This window comes from Mycobacterium sp. (assembly GCF_035603715.1).
In the GTDB taxonomy this organism is placed as follows: Bacteria; Actinomycetota; Actinomycetes; order Mycobacteriales; family Mycobacteriaceae; genus Mycobacterium.
The window spans coordinates 1-13,458 of sequence record NZ_DATNJW010000298.1 but is presented as its reverse complement, the minus strand read 5'-3'; the positions used below and the strand labels follow the sequence as shown (position 1 = coordinate 13,458).

12 protein-coding genes, 1 pseudogene and 1 riboswitch are annotated in these 13,458 nt (G+C 65.6%); of the genes and pseudogenes, 8 read left to right on the top strand and 5 right to left on the bottom strand.

Annotated features, from left to right (window positions below; translation table 11 throughout):
• Together VN856_RS12265 and VN856_RS12260 are read left to right on the top strand one after the other, a co-directional pair.
• Positions 1 to 127, top strand: a pseudogene (locus VN856_RS12265) (glutathione-dependent formaldehyde dehydrogenase); the annotation flags it as partial.
• 403 nt (positions 128 to 530) lie between these two features.
• Entirely contained in the window at positions 531 to 1,781 is a 1,251-nt protein-coding gene (locus VN856_RS12260; RefSeq protein ID WP_325689340.1) for a fatty acid desaturase family protein, read from the top strand.
• 23 nt (positions 1,782 to 1,804) lie between these two features.
• On the opposite strand, the gene VN856_RS12255 is transcribed toward VN856_RS12260, so the two are convergent.
• Positions 1,805 to 3,742 (bottom strand): acyl-CoA dehydrogenase family protein, encoded by a 1,938-nt coding sequence (locus VN856_RS12255; protein ID WP_325689338.1) that lies wholly within the window; start codon positions 3,740 to 3,742, stop codon positions 1,805 to 1,807.
• A gap of 78 nt (positions 3,743 to 3,820) precedes the next feature.
• Complete coding sequence (locus tag VN856_RS12250) at positions 3,821 to 4,228, bottom strand: cold-shock protein (RefSeq protein WP_325689336.1); 408 nt, start codon at positions 4,226 to 4,228, stop codon at positions 3,821 to 3,823.
• Positions 4,229 to 4,382: 154 nt separating this feature from the next.
• On the opposite strand from VN856_RS12250, the gene VN856_RS12245 reads away from it, so the two are divergent.
• Together VN856_RS12245 and VN856_RS12240 are read left to right on the top strand one after the other, a co-directional pair.
• Positions 4,383 to 4,796 carry a YccF domain-containing protein gene (locus VN856_RS12245; RefSeq protein WP_325689334.1) on the top strand — a complete coding sequence of 138 codons (414 nt, stop codon included), beginning with the start codon at positions 4,383 to 4,385 and terminating at the stop codon, positions 4,794 to 4,796.
• A 286-nt stretch (positions 4,797 to 5,082) separates the two neighbouring features.
• Positions 5,083 to 5,266: riboswitch (cyclic di-AMP (ydaO/yuaA leader) on the top strand.
• A 9-nt stretch (positions 5,267 to 5,275) separates the two neighbouring features.
• The gene (locus VN856_RS12240; protein WP_325689332.1) at positions 5,276 to 6,259 is read left to right on the top strand and encodes a transglycosylase family protein; all 984 of its coding nucleotides are present in this window, start codon (positions 5,276 to 5,278) and stop codon (positions 6,257 to 6,259) included.
• 39 nt (positions 6,260 to 6,298) lie between these two features.
• On the opposite strand, the gene VN856_RS12235 is transcribed toward VN856_RS12240, so the two are convergent.
• Positions 6,299 to 6,499 (bottom strand): hypothetical protein, encoded by a 201-nt coding sequence (locus VN856_RS12235; protein WP_325689330.1) that lies wholly within the window; start codon positions 6,497 to 6,499, stop codon positions 6,299 to 6,301.
• A 113-nt stretch (positions 6,500 to 6,612) separates the two neighbouring features.
• Between VN856_RS12235 and VN856_RS12230 the strand changes: the two genes are divergently transcribed.
• The gene (locus tag VN856_RS12230) at positions 6,613 to 8,871 is read left to right on the top strand and encodes a helicase-associated domain-containing protein (RefSeq protein ID WP_325689328.1); all 2,259 of its coding nucleotides are present in this window, start codon (positions 6,613 to 6,615) and stop codon (positions 8,869 to 8,871) included.
• A gap of 28 nt (positions 8,872 to 8,899) precedes the next feature.
• Complete coding sequence (locus tag VN856_RS12225; RefSeq protein ID WP_325689326.1) at positions 8,900 to 10,549, top strand: DNA repair helicase XPB; 1,650 nt, start codon at positions 8,900 to 8,902, stop codon at positions 10,547 to 10,549.
• Here the strand turns inward: VN856_RS12225 and VN856_RS12220 are convergent.
• Both VN856_RS12220 and VN856_RS12215 read right to left on the bottom strand, forming a co-directional pair.
• A complete protein-coding gene (locus VN856_RS12220) occupies positions 10,546 to 11,691 on the bottom strand; it encodes a thiolase family protein (protein ID WP_325689324.1) in 1,146 nt (381 codons plus the stop codon). The genes VN856_RS12225 and VN856_RS12220 overlap by 4 nt on opposite strands.
• 12 nt (positions 11,692 to 11,703) lie before the next feature.
• Positions 11,704 to 12,117, bottom strand: coding sequence for a Zn-ribbon domain-containing OB-fold protein (locus VN856_RS12215; RefSeq protein ID WP_325689322.1), 414 nt, complete (start codon positions 12,115 to 12,117; stop codon positions 11,704 to 11,706).
• A 179-nt stretch (positions 12,118 to 12,296) separates the two neighbouring features.
• On the opposite strand from VN856_RS12215, the gene VN856_RS12210 reads away from it, so the two are divergent.
• Together VN856_RS12210 and VN856_RS12205 are read left to right on the top strand one after the other, a co-directional pair.
• Positions 12,297 to 13,115: an ABC transporter permease gene (locus VN856_RS12210; protein WP_325689320.1), complete on the top strand. Its 819-nt coding sequence runs from the start codon at positions 12,297 to 12,299 to the stop codon at positions 13,113 to 13,115.
• Positions 13,112 to 13,458 (top strand): ATP-binding cassette domain-containing protein (locus VN856_RS12205; RefSeq protein ID WP_325689318.1); only part of this gene is annotated, 347 nt, incomplete at its 3' end. The genes VN856_RS12210 and VN856_RS12205, both read left to right, overlap by 4 nt.

Below are 13,458 nucleotides of genomic sequence, written 5' to 3'. Positions count from 1 at the left end.
CGACGAGGACCCGCTAGGCGTCGACAGCTTCGCCACCCACATTCTGCCGCTGGCCGAGGCGCCGCGCGCCTACGACATCTTCCAGAAGAAGGATGACGGCGCGGTGAAGATCGTCCTCCGGCCCTGACCGACGGCATCAGCGGATCCGACCCTCAATGAAAGTGCGCGTGTTGGCCGAATACCTGATATCGCAGTTTCTGATGACCGTCGATGAGCGCGTTCCGAAAACATGTGAGAGTACCCAAACGTCCGGTAGTCCTCAGTGTGGTTGATTTTCACTGTGCCCGCAGCATTTCCGTCCCGAACACCCACCCCCGGTAGACTGGCTTTGGTTGACAATCCAGCCGGCCCGAAAACGCCGTCCCCTGCAGCGACAGCGTGAGAGCGGCCGCTCGCTACCGGGCACCTCAGTGATCTTCGCTAGAAAGTTCACGATGCGAACGCATCCAAGGCGGACGTCGCCGGCACGCCGGCGCCAACCACCACACCATTCCCCGCGCGCCACTCCGTCGATCGACCAGTGAGAACTCATGGCCATCTCGGACGTAAGTGAATACGCCCACCTGAGCGCCGCGGATGTCGAAGCACTTGCCGTCGAATTGGACGCGATCCGTCGCGACATCGAAGATTCGCTTGGCGCGAACGACCGGACGTATATCCAGCGCACCATCGCTGTTCAACGCTGCCTCGATCTGGGCGCCCGTGTCGTGATCGGCGCCAGCCGAACCCGGGCCGGATGGGCGGTCGGAACTTGCGCGCTGGCCGCGGCCAAGAGCATCGAGAACATGGAGCTGGGCCACAATATCGGCCACGGTCAATGGGATTGGATGAACGATCCCGAAATTCATTCCACCACCTGGGAGTGGGACATGGCCGGGCTGTCCTCTCAATGGAGGTACTCGCACAACTACCGCCATCACATGTTCACCAACGTTGTCGGCGTCGACGACGACCTCGGTTACGGCGTCATGCGCGTCACCGGTGACCAACCATGGAGGCCGAGCAATCTGTTGCAGCCGCTGCGACATCTATTGCTGGCGTTTGCGTTTGAATGGGGAATCGCATTGCACGGTCTGTACTCTGAACAAGATCGCGCGGATACCGACGCCGAAAGAGCTGCCCACACCCGAGCTCTGCGCCACAAAATCACTCGCCAGATAGGAAAAGATTTCCTGCTGATTCCTGCACTCGCCGGGCGGCGTTGGCGTCGGGTCCTTTTCGGGAACGTGCTAGCCAACCTGCTGCGAAATTTGTGGGCTTACACCGTGATCTGTTGCGGTCACTTCGCTGACGGGGCTGAGAAATTCACCCCTGAAGCCCTGGAGGATGAGACCAAGGCGCAGTGGTATCTGCGACAAATGTTGGGTAGTGCCAATTTTCATGCCGGGCCGGTGATGGCGTTCATGAGCGGAAATCTCTGTTACCAGATCGAACACCATCTCTATCCTGATCTGCCCAGCAATCGCTACGCGCAGATCGCCGAGCGGGTGCAGGAGGTCTGCGCGAAGTATGAGCTGCCATACACCACGGGCCCGCTGGCGCGCCAATACCTACTGGTGTTGCGGACGATCGCCAAACTGGCTCTCCCGGACCGGTTCCTTGCCGCCTCCTCCGACGACACACCTGAAACCGCTACCGAAGAAAGGTTTCGCGGCGTCGTCCAGCGACCGGGTCGAATAGACGTCGCGAAACCTGTTGCACGTCGCCCCGGACCGGCCACGGCAATCCGCAACCGCCGACGAACGTCGGCGCACCGCCGGATCGATGCGAGTGCTCGATAACGCCCGGCAGAAGTAGCCCCTGATCAGGTCTGCGCCACGGTAAGGAATCGGCGGGCAAGGTCGGATTCGGTCGACGCGCCCGCTTCCCAGTGTGCGATCCACGGTCCGGTGCCTTCGGACTGGTCGATTATCCCCTCTTCGAGCCAGATGTAGCGCCCTTTCAAGACGTTGGCGGACAGCTGCGCGTCAGCGCCGTCGGTATTGGTCCACAAGGCTTCGAACAGTGCTTCCACCCGTAGGGTGGCCTGCTGACAAAACGCGTCGGCCAGCTCGTAGGACTGCTCGCCACGGGTCCGATCCTGGACGCGCTGCGCTTCGGCCCGCACGCATGCCGCGGCCATCGCGAACAGCTCGGCGCCGATATCCACTACCCGACCGAGGAATCCCTGCTTTTGCTCCATCGCCGCTTGCCAACGCGCCATCCCGTAGAAGGTGTTGCGGGCCAGCTTGCGCGCGGAGCGCTCGACGAAACGGAGATGCGTCGCCAAATTGCCGAACTCGCGGTACGCCGTCGGTCGTTGTCCTTCGCCGAATACCAACTGCGGCAACCACTTTGCGTAGAACCCACTCGCGCCGGCCGCCGCTTTCGCCTTCTGGCGGATATCGGCTTTCGGATTCGCGAGGTCGCCCGCGGCACTGAGATGGGCATCGACGGCCTCGCGGGCAATCAGCAATCGCATGATCTCGCTGGAGCCTTCGAAGATGCGGTTGATCCTCTGGTCGCGGACCACCTGCTCCACCGGCACTGCCCGCTCCCCGCGCGCAGCCAGCGACTCGGCGGTTTCGTAGCCACGCCCGCCGCGGATCTGCAGCAGCTCGTCGCCGATCTTGCAAGCCATTTCGCTCGACCACAGTTTGGCCAGCGCCGCCTCGATCCGGATGTCGTTGCGGCCCTCGTCGGCCATCTGACCTGACAGCTCCAGCACCGATTCGAGCGCGTAGCTCGTTGCGGCCATGAACGAAATTTTCTCGACGACCGCCCCGTGTTCGCCGACCGGCTTGCCCCACTGCACGCGCTCACCGGCCCACTCCCGGGCAATCTTGAGCGACCATTTCGCGCCGCCGGCCGCAATCGCGGGAATCGAGAGCCGTCCGGCGTTCAGCGTCGTCAACGCGATCTTGAGGCCGTCGCCTTCCTTGCCGATGAGATTCTCGGCAGGCACCCGCACAGCGTGCAGTCTGGTGAGCCCGTTCTCGATGCCGCGCAATCCCATGAACTTGTTGCGCCGCTCGACGGTGATGCCGGGCGAGTCGGCTTCGACGACGAACGCACTGATGCCGCCGCGGTGCCCGTCGCTCTTAGGCACCCGGGCCATCACGACGAGCAGTTCGGCGACGACGCCATTGGTCGTCCACAGCTTCACGCCGTCTAGTTCGTAGGCCGCGCCGCCGTCGACCGGGGTCGCCGTGGAGGCCAGCCGCGCCGGGTCGGAGCCCACATCCGGCTCGGTGAGCAGAAACGCCGATATGGCCCCTGCGGCGCAGCGCGGCAAGAACTTTTGCTTCTGCTCGTCAGTGCCGGCGAGCTTGAGCGGTTCGGGCACACCGATCGACTGGTGAGCAGACAGCAGCGCACCGAGGCTGGCATGCACGGTTGAAACCAACATCAACGCCCTGTTGTAGGCGACCTGTGACAAGCCGAGCCCGCCGTATTCCGATGGGATCTTCATGCCGAAGCAACCCAATTCGGCAAGACCTTTCACATACTCGTCAGGAATTTGGGCGTCGCGCTCGATGACACTTCCGTCGACGCCGTCCAGAAATTCCCGCAACTTGGCCAGGAAATCCCGAGTCTTGGCGGCCTCGTCGTCCGCGGGCTCGGGGAACGGGTGGATGAGGTCTAGCGGAAAGCGACCTAGAAATAATTCTTTGGCTAGCGACGGCTTGTCCCAACCGCTTTCGCGGGACTCCTCTGCTAACGCTCGTGCTTGTTCTTCGCTGACCTGCGCTTGCTGTGCCATCGGACTTCCCTCACTGGAATCGGCTGCTGCGGCAATTCGACAGTGAGGGTTCCCCGCGGTGCCGCGGGGTACACGCGATCAGGCGTCCAGTTCGCGAGCGACAGCCTTGACGACTTCGGAAACCCTGCGCGCGACCTTTTTGTCCGGGTAGCGACCTTTACGCAGCTCGGGCTGCACGGCGCTCTCCAGCAGGGTGATCATGTCCTCGACCATGCCGTGCAGTTCATCGGGGCTGTGCTTGTGTTCGGCAGGAGCCTCGCGACGCGGCCGGGTCAGGGTGGGCGGCGGGTCGATCAACTTCAGGCTCAACGCCTGCGGCCCGCGCCGCCCGGAAGCAACGCCGAATTCCACCTTCTGGCCCGCCTTTAGGCCTTCGACGCCCGCGGGCAACGCCGAGGAGCGAACGTATACGTCCTCGCCGTCCTCCTGAGATAGGAATCCGAATCCCTTCTCAGCGTCATACCACTTCACCTTGCCAGTCGGCACCGGTCTCACCTGCTTGTCTAACGGATAACCACATAGGTCTACACAACGAAGCGCCCCGCCTGCGCAGGACGCGATGACGATCGATCCTACTCGGAACGCAGCCCGCTGAGCACCGCAGTTTCTCGGTAGGCTGGCGGCACCGTTGGAGGAGACAATGCGCCTGATTTTGAATGTCGTTTGGTTGGTCTTCGGCGGCCTGTGGTTGGCCCTCGGATATTTGCTGGCCGCCGTCATCTGCTTCCTGTTGATCGTCACCATCCCGTTCGGCTTCGCCTCCCTGCGCATCGCGTCGTATGCCCTCTGGCCGTTCGGCCGGACGATCGTCGAGAGGCCCGGGGCCGGCACCGGCTCCCTGATCGGGAACGTCATCTGGATGCTGCTGTGCGGAATTTGGCTCGCGATCGGGCACCTGGTGAGCGCGGTGGCAATGGCGTTGACGATCATCGGCCTTCCGCTGGCGCTGGCCAATCTGAAGCTGATCCCGGTGTCGCTGGTGCCCCTGGGCAAGGAGATCGTTCCGGTGGATCGCCCCGCGCCCTGGGCCGGTGCCGAAGCTGTGCGACGTTGATTTTGGGCGCCGCGGACCAGAATCCGTGACCTGGGGTTAATCCCTAATCGTTATGTGAGTTCGGTCACATAACGGAATGATCACGGCACGGCAACGGCCTGATTTCGAAGCGCTTAACCTGCGCAAACAGCGGACGTTCCTGGCGTTATGGCTTCTCGAAAAATGCGAAACGCCGGTTTTGTCACAACATGACTCTGCCGCTAACAGCAGCTAGCGTCGTGCGCGGGCTTACCGAGTCTCCCTGCACGGTAAGCCTTCTCGCCTATAGCGCCGAGCTCCATCCAATAGGCGAGCAACGCAAACCCGTGGATGGAGGCGGGGGACCCAACGGTCCGCCGAAATCGAACCTGGAGCCGTTCGCGGCTCCTTGGGGTGAAGCCGACGCGTTTCCCTTAGGACACACGACGGCCGGGCGACCTCTTCCGCCCGAACCCGACAGCTGACCTCGTAGGCGCTTCTCGAGAGGAATCAATCGGGGTATGAGTGGTCGTCACCGTAAACCCACCACGTCAACCGTCAGCGTCGCCAAACTGGCCTTCACGGGCGCAGTAATCGGCGGCGGCGGCATCGCCCTGGCCGGTAACGCAGCCGCGGCTCCCGACAGCGAATGGGATCGTGTCGCCGCCTGCGAGTCGGGCGGTAACTGGGGCATCAACACCGGCAACGGGTACCACGGCGGGTTGCAGTTCTCACAGGGCACCTGGGCCGCCCACGGAGGCGGCGAGTTTGCCTCATCGGCCAACCAGGCCACCCGCGACCAGCAGATCGCGGTCGCCGAGCGGGTGCTGGCCACTCAGGGCCGCGGCGCCTGGCCAGTTTGCGGACGAGGCCTGTCGGCTGCCACCCCGCGCAACGTCCTTGCTGACGCGCCCGCGCCGGACCCGGCACCGCCCGCTGAGCCGGCGGCATTCGAGCCGCCACTGCCCCCGCCGCCGGCTGACCCCCCGCCACCGCCGCCGGCACCGGAGCCACCCGCTCCCCCGCCACCGGCCGAGCCTGCCGCGGTCGACGCACCACCGCCCCCGCCGGAGCCTGCTCCCCCGGCCCCTCCTGTCGAAGAAGTGGCGGCCCAAGCGCCGGCTCCCGCGGACGCACCGCCGCCCCCGGAACCTGCTCCCCCGGCCCCTCCTGTCGAAGAAGTGGCCGCAGAAGCGCCCGCTCCGGCCGACGCGCCTCCCGCGCCGCCGGCCGAGCCGATCCAGGCCGAGTCCGTCGCAGTCGACGCACCCGCAGCTGGCGAAGCGCCGGAGGAAGTGCACCAGGCCAACGCCGTGAGTTCGTGGACGACGGTCCCGCAGGACCCGGCACCGGCACTGCCGATCGACCCGGCCGCTGCCGGATCGGCTATTCACGACCTGCAGGTGCCGCAGCAGAACTTGAACCCGAGCTACCTCAAGGACCTGCTGAAAGCCATTCAGTCACAGAGCGTGAGTGGCAACCCGGCGCTGTCGTCCCTCGCCTAGCAGGCGCCGGCGGGACGTCGCGAACGGCGGGTGACCCGCTTATCGGCTGACGTCAGTGACCGGATGCACGTAGGGCAGCTCGTCGGCAGGCAGCGGGAAGATCACGTCGCCGAAGGGCGACAGGGCACCGACCCGATCGGTTGCCAGTTCGCTCACGGCATGGTCGTCGGGGTTGGTGGTCGGCCAGCCGTTGTCGACGTACCGGGTCTTCTCCGCCTTCTTGTCAGCCACGGGAACCATTCTGACAGGTCTCGCGCAACCGTGACGGGTGGGCTCTCCGATTGGCGTCGGTCCCATTCGCCCGCCGTCGGTCGGGAAGGGGCACTAGGCCGGCTGCTTTACGCTGGTCAGCAATGACCGAAACCACCCTGGGCATCCCGCTGGGGTCCTGGCTGGCCGAGCTGCCCGACGCCCGACTGATCCGTCTGCTCGAGCTGCGGCCCGACCTCGCCCAGCCGCCGCCGGGCAGCATCGCGGCGCTGGCCGCCCGCGCTCAGGCCCGCCAGTCGCTCAAGGCTGCCAGCGACGAGCTGGACTTCCTGCGGTTGTCGGTGATCGACGCGCTACTGGTACTGCAGGCCGACACCGCGTCGGTCCCCGTCGCCAAGTTGCTCACGCTGATCGGCGAACGGGCACCTGAAGCCGAGGTCCTCGACGCGCTCGACGACCTGAAGCAGCGCGCCCTGGTCTGGGGTGATGTCGAGCTGCGGCTGGCTCCCGACGCCGGAGCCGGCCTGCCGTGGCATGTCGGGCAGGTGACGCTAGAAGATGCGTCCCAGAGTGCAGAGCAGATCGCAGCGCTGATCGATGGCCTTGATGAGCCGCAGCGCGACCTGCTGGACCGACTGCTGGAAGGCTCCCCGCTCGGCCGCACCCGCGACGCCGCACCCGGAGCCCCGGCGGATCGCCCAGTGCCGCAACTACTCTCGATTGGGCTGTTGCGACGTGTCGATGCTGACACGGTCATCCTGCCACGCCATGTCGGGCAGGTGCTGCGCGGCGAGGAACCCGGGCCGGTGCGCTTGGCCGCACCAGATCCGGTGGTGTCCCGCACGACACCCGCCGACGCAGACGCCGCGGCCGGTGGCGCCATCATCGACCTGCTGCGTGAACTCGACGTGCTCCTCGAAACACTCAGCGCCGCACCGATTTCCGAGCTACGCAGCGGCGGCCTGGGGGTACGTGAGGTTCGGCGGCTGGCCAAAATCACCGGCGTCGACGAGGCCCGGCTGGGGTTGATCCTCGAACTGGCCGCCGCCGCGGGCCTGATTGCCAGCGGCATCCCCGATCCGCTACCGGTCGGCGGCGAGCCGCCCTACTGGGGGCCGACGGTGACCGCCGACCGGTTCACCGAGGCGACCACCGCCGAACGCTGGCATCTGCTGGCCACCACCTGGCTCGAGCTGGCGGCCAGGCCGGCGCTGATCGGGAGCCGCGGTCCCGATGGCAAACCCTATGCAGCGCTGTCGGATTCGCTGTACTCAACGGCTGCCCCGCTGGACCGTCGGCTCTTGCTCGACATGCTGGCCCAGTTGCCGCCCGGCGCCGGGGTGGACAAGAACACCGCGTCGGCCGCGTTGATCTGGCGGCGGCCGCGGTGGTCCAAGCGGCTACAGCCCGGGCCGGTCGCCGATCTACTGGAGGAAGCACAAACGCTTGGCCTGGTGGGCCGCGGCGCGATCAGCACACCGGGCCGAGCCTTCATCGACGGCGCGGCCGACGGTGATGCGATCGCCGCCATGGCCCGCGTACTCCCACCGCCAATCGATCACTTTCTGGTACAGGCCGACTTGACCGTCGTCGTGCCCGGTCCGCTGCAGCGCCATCTGGCCGAGGACCTCTCGGCGGTGGCCACCGTCGAGTCCGCGGGCACGGCAATGGTGTACCGCGTCAGCGAGCAGTCGATCCGGCACGCCCTCGATATCGGCAAGACCGCCGACGAATTGCACAACCTGTTCCACAAGAATTCTAAAACGCCTGTGCCGCAAGGCTTGACATACCTGATCGACGATGTCGCACGGCGGCACGGGCAATTGCGGATCGGGATGGCCGCATCGTTTGTGCGCTGCGAAGATCCGACGCTGCTCGCCCAGGCGGTAGCCGGCGCCGAACATCTCGGCCTGCGGGTGCTGGCACCGACCGTGGCGATCTCGCAGGCGCCGGTCAGCGAAGTGCTCGCGGCTCTGCAGGACGCCGGATTCGCTCCGGCCGCCGAGGACTCAACCGGCACCATCGTCGACATCCGGGCCCGCGGAGCGAGGGTTCCCACGCCGCAGCGCCACCGCCCGCACCGGCCGACTCCGCACCCGAGCAACGAAACCCTCAGCGCGGTCGTCGCAGTGCTGCGCAAAGTGACCGCGGCACCGTTCGGCAGCGTCCGGATCGACCCCGCGGTTGCCATGTCGCTGCTGCAGCGAGCCGCTCGGCAGGACGAGACAGTGCTGATCAACTACGTCGACGCCGCCGGGGTGGCCACCCAGCGGGTGGTATCGCCGATCACGGTGGCCGGCGGTCAGTTGGTGGCGTTCGATTCGGCCTCCAGCCGGGCCCGCGAGTTCGCCATCCACCGCATCACCTCGGTCGTACCGGCCGACGACGAGGACCGGCATTAGTTGTCGGCGGCTTACGGATAATGGAGACATGACTGACGGACCGTTGATCGTGCAATCCGATAAAACGGTGCTGCTCGAAATCGACCACGAGCTCGCCGGTGCGGCGCGCGCCGCGATCGCACCGTTCGCGGAGCTGGAACGTGCCCCCGAACACGTGCACACCTACCGGATCACGCCCCTGGCGCTGTGGAATGCGCGCGCCGCGGGCCACGACGCCGAGCAGGTCGTCGACGCCCTGGTCAGCTTTTCCCGCTACGCGGTTCCGCAGCCGTTGCTGGTCGACATCGTCGACACGATGGCCCGCTACGGTCGGCTGCAGCTGGTGAAAAGCCCGGTCCACGGACTGACCCTGGTGAGCTTGGACCGGGCGGTGCTCGAAGAAGTGTTGCGCCACAAGAAGATCGCACCGATGCTCGGCGCCCGCATCGATGATGACACCGTCGTCGTGCATCCCAGCGAACGCGGCCGGGTCAAGCAGATGTTGCTGAAGATCGGCTGGCCCGCCGAAGATCTGGCCGGTTATGTCGACGGCGAGGCGCATCCGATCAGCTTGGCGCAGGACGGCTGGCACCTGCGCGACTACCAGGAGATGGCGGCCGACTCGTTCTGGTTGGGCGGCTCGGGCGTGGTGGTCCTGCCGTGCGGCGCCGGCAAGACGCTCGTCGGCGCGGCCGCGATGGCCAAGGCCAGCGCGACGACACTGATTCTGGTGACCAACACCGTCGCGGGGCGTCAGTGGAAACGCGAACTGATCGCCCGAACATCGCTGACTGAGGACGAGATCGGCGAATACTCGGGCGAACGCAAGGAAGTCCGGCCGGTCACGATCGCGACCTATCAGGTGATCACCCGTCGCACCAAGGGCGAATACCGCCATCTGGAGCTGTTCGACAGCCGCGACTGGGGGCTGATCATCTACGACGAGGTGCACTTGCTGCCGGCGCCGGTGTTCCGGATGACGGCTGATCTGCAGTCTCGGCGACGGCTCGGATTGACCGCGACACTGATCCGCGAGGACGGCCGCGAGGGCGACGTGTTCTCATTGATCGGCCCGAAACGCTATGACGCGCCGTGGAAAGACATCGAGGCCCAGGGCTGGATCGCTCCGGCGGAGTGTGTCGAGGTGCGAGTCACGATGACCGACAGCGAGCGGATGGCGTACGCCACCGCCGAACCCGAAGAGCGCTACAAGCTGTGCTCGACGGCGCATTCGAAAGTCGCGGTGGTGAAGTCGATTCTGGAACGCCACCCCGACGAGCCGACTCTGGTGATCGGCGCCTACCTCGATCAGCTCGAGGAGCTCGGCAACGTGCTGGGTGCCCCGGTGATCCAGGGGTCGACCAAGACGGCCGAACGCGAGGAGCTCTTCGACGCCTTCCGCCGCGGCGAGGTGACCACTCTAGTGGTTTCCAAGGTGGCCAACTTTTCCATTGACTTACCAGAAGCCGCTGTCGCGGTTCAGGTTTCGGGGACATTTGGCTCACGGCAGGAGGAGGCGCAGCGGCTCGGCCGGTTGCTGCGACCCAAGGCCGATGGTGGCGGTGCGATCTTCTACTCAGTGGTGGCCCGCGACAGCCAGGACGCCGAGTACGCCGCGCACCGGCAGCGTTTTCTCGCCGAGCAGGGCTACGGCTACATCATCCGCGACGCGGACGACCTACTGGGGCCGGCGATTTAGAGCGACAGGATGGTCGCCGACGCGGTGCCGGGTGCGCCGTACACCTGCGCCAAACCGACGCGCGGGTTGCCGGGCACCTGACGCTCGCCCGCCTCGCCACGCAGTTGGCGGACCAGCTCATGCACCTGCCGCAGGCCAGACGCACCGATCGGCTCGCCGTTGGCGATCAGCCCGCCGTCGGTGTTGACCGGAATCGAGCCGTGGATCTCGGTGGCGCCGTCGGCGACCAGCTTCTCCTGCTCGCCGTCGGCGCATAGGCCGGTCTCGGCCATGTGGATGACCTCGGCGCCGGCGTCGGTGTCCTGCAGCTGGGCGACGTCGACATCCTCGGGTCCGATGCCCGCGGCTTCATAGGCGGCTTTGGCCGCGTACACCGTGGGTGAAACGTCTTCGTCCAAAGGAGCGAATGTCGCGTGCACCTCGTACGCGCCGAAGGTCCGGGTGCGGATCTCGCTGGCACGCACGTACACCGGCTTGTCGGTGAACTTGTGGGCGATGTCGGCGCGACACATGATCACCGCGGCGGCGCCTTCGTCGGGCGCGCAGAACATGTACTGCGTCAACGGGTAATTGAGCACCGTCGAGTTGAGGATCTGATCCTCCGGGATCGCCTTGCGGCGGAATGCATTCGGGTTGATCGCGCCGTTGCGGAAGTTCTTCGCGGCGACCTTGGCCAAAGTGGCCTGGGAGATGTTGTGGTCGTGGAGGTACTTGTTGGCCTTGATACCGAAGAACTTGGTGGTGACGAACTGCCCGTTGTTGGCATACCACTGCGGCAGCGCCAGCTTGGCGGGGTCGTCGGTGAACGCGCCGCGCGGGTGCTTGTCCAGCCCGATCGCGATGCCGATGTCGTACTTACCCAACCGGATGGTGTCGGCGGTCTGCTGAATGGCGCTGGCCGCGGTGGCGCACGCGTTGAACACGTTGGTGAACGTGATGCCCGTCAGGCCGACCAGCCGGGTCACCGCATCGGGGTTGGACACCTCGTGGCTGCCGCCGAAGCCGAACTGGATGTCTTTCCAGTCGACTCCGGCATCCTTCAGCGCGAACTGGATCGCTTCGGCGCCCATCTGCATCGCGGTCTTGTCGAACCTGCCGAACGGGTGAAGGCCCACGCCGATGATGGCTACATCATTGGTCATTTCAGGTTCTCCTTAGACCGGCTGGAACGCGAAGGTGACGATCTCGTTGCCGTCCGCGTCGGTGGTAAACGGGATCATGGTGAGCTCGACCTGTTGTCCGAACTTCAACTTGGCCGGATCGTTTTCGGTCAGCCGACCCTCGACGCGGATCACGTCACCGAGCTGAACCAGGCCCACCCCGAACGGCACGAAGTCGTCACCGGTCGGGCCGGCGTACGGGGCTCCGGGCGGGAAGCCCTGTGTGGTCCACGCGACCAGGGTTCCGCTACGCGGCAGCAAGTGCTCTGACATCGACGAACCGCTGCAGCGAGGGCAGAGGTCCTGCACCGGGAAGGTGGTGGCAGCGCAGTCGCCGCATCGGCTTCCGATCAACTGGGGGTTGTCATCAGGCCAGGTAGAGATGGTGGGGTCGATTGCCTTCTGCATCGAGAGATCCTCCGTCAGCCGCCGCTTCGATAATGGGCTCACCAAACCGTACAACAGCATTCCGCAAAAGCGGAAACCGCATTCTCATCGTCGTTCGCAGCGCCTGATCCGAAGCCGTTTTCCCTTCACACGGAGTCAAACCCTTCAGCGCGACGACGACGTCTGCCACCGTCTTCGCAATGGTGAGTGGTTCCGCCCAGACGGTCGCCGATGCCTCGGCGACGGCGCCGACGGTCAGCGGTATCTGGGATACCCATCGATGGAGCATTCTGCGGTGGTCGTCGCCGGTGCTGCTCGTCGTGTTGTGGCAACTGTCCAGCGCCACCGGCCTCATTCCCGGTGACGTCCTGCCGGCACCGCAGCTGATCTTCGATGCCGGGCTGCAGCTGATCCAGAACGGCAAGCTGGCCGAGGCTCTCGAGGTATCCGGGCTGCGCGTCGTCGAGGGCCTGCTGCTCGGCGGCCTCGTCGGGCTCGCCCTGGGTGTGGCCGTCGGGCTGTCGCCGTGGGTTGAGGCCACCGTCGATCCGCCGCTGCAGATGTTGCGCGCGCTGCCGCACCTGGGATTGATTCCGCTGTTCATCCTTTGGTTCGGCATCGGCGAACTGGCCAAGGTGAACCTCGTGGCGCTCGGGGTTGCCTTCCCGCTGTACCTCAACACCTTCTCCGCGATCCGGCAAGTCGACCCCAAGCTGCTGGAAACCGCTGATGTTCTTGGCTTTTCACTTTGGCAGCGACTGCGCATCATCCTGTTGCCGAGCGCGGCCCCGCAGGTGCTGGTCGGACTCCGGCAGTCGTTGGCCATCGCATGGCTGACACTGATCGTCGCGGAGCAGATCAACGCGGACAAGGGCATTGGCTTCTTGATCAACAACGCGCGCGACTTCCTGCGGATCGACATCATCATCTTCTGCCTGGCCGTCTATGCGTTGCTGGGCATCGTCACCGACGCCGGCGTCCGAGCCCTGGAACATCGAGCCCTGAGGTACCGCGTATGACCATCACCTCCGACCGGCAGACCGCCGTCGTCGGCAAGCTCAGCAACGTCAACAAGTTCTACGGCAACCGACGAGTCCTTGACGACGTCTCGCTGGAGGTGCGGGCGAACGAGATCGTCGCGTTGGTCGGTCGCAGCGGATGCGGCAAGTCGACCGTATTGCGAGTGCTGGCAGGGCTTTCCGACGACCACGCCGGCAACCGGGAGGTCAGCGGCGCTCCTGCGGTCGCCTTTCAGGAGCCGCGGCTCTTCCCGTGGCGCGACGTGCTGACCAACGTGCAGTACGGGCTTACCCGCACCACGTTGTCCCGCGAGGCGGCCCGGGCCCGCAGCGAGCTGGCCCT

What these genes read in the sequence shown, in the direction of transcription:
- VN856_RS12260 (WP_325689340.1), top strand. Translation starts at nt 531, where the DNA reads ATGGCCATCTCGGACGTAAGTGAATACGCCCACCTGAGCGCCGCGGAT.
- VN856_RS12255 (WP_325689338.1), bottom strand. Translation starts at nt 3,742, where the DNA reads ATGGCACAGCAAGCGCAGGTCAGCGAAGAACAAGCACGAGCGTTAGCA.
- VN856_RS12245 (WP_325689334.1), top strand. Translation starts at nt 4,383, where the DNA reads ATGCGCCTGATTTTGAATGTCGTTTGGTTGGTCTTCGGCGGCCTGTGG.
- VN856_RS12240 (WP_325689332.1), top strand. Translation starts at nt 5,276, where the DNA reads ATGAGTGGTCGTCACCGTAAACCCACCACGTCAACCGTCAGCGTCGCC.
- VN856_RS12235 (WP_325689330.1), bottom strand. Translation starts at nt 6,499, where the DNA reads ATGGTTCCCGTGGCTGACAAGAAGGCGGAGAAGACCCGGTACGTCGAC.
- VN856_RS12230 (WP_325689328.1), top strand. Translation starts at nt 6,613, where the DNA reads ATGACCGAAACCACCCTGGGCATCCCGCTGGGGTCCTGGCTGGCCGAG.
- VN856_RS12225 (WP_325689326.1), top strand. Translation starts at nt 8,900, where the DNA reads ATGACTGACGGACCGTTGATCGTGCAATCCGATAAAACGGTGCTGCTC.
- VN856_RS12220 (WP_325689324.1), bottom strand. Translation starts at nt 11,691, where the DNA reads ATGACCAATGATGTAGCCATCATCGGCGTGGGCCTTCACCCGTTCGGC.
- VN856_RS12215 (WP_325689322.1), bottom strand. Translation starts at nt 12,117, where the DNA reads ATGCAGAAGGCAATCGACCCCACCATCTCTACCTGGCCTGATGACAAC.
- VN856_RS12210 (WP_325689320.1), top strand. Translation starts at nt 12,297, where the DNA reads ATGGTGAGTGGTTCCGCCCAGACGGTCGCCGATGCCTCGGCGACGGCG.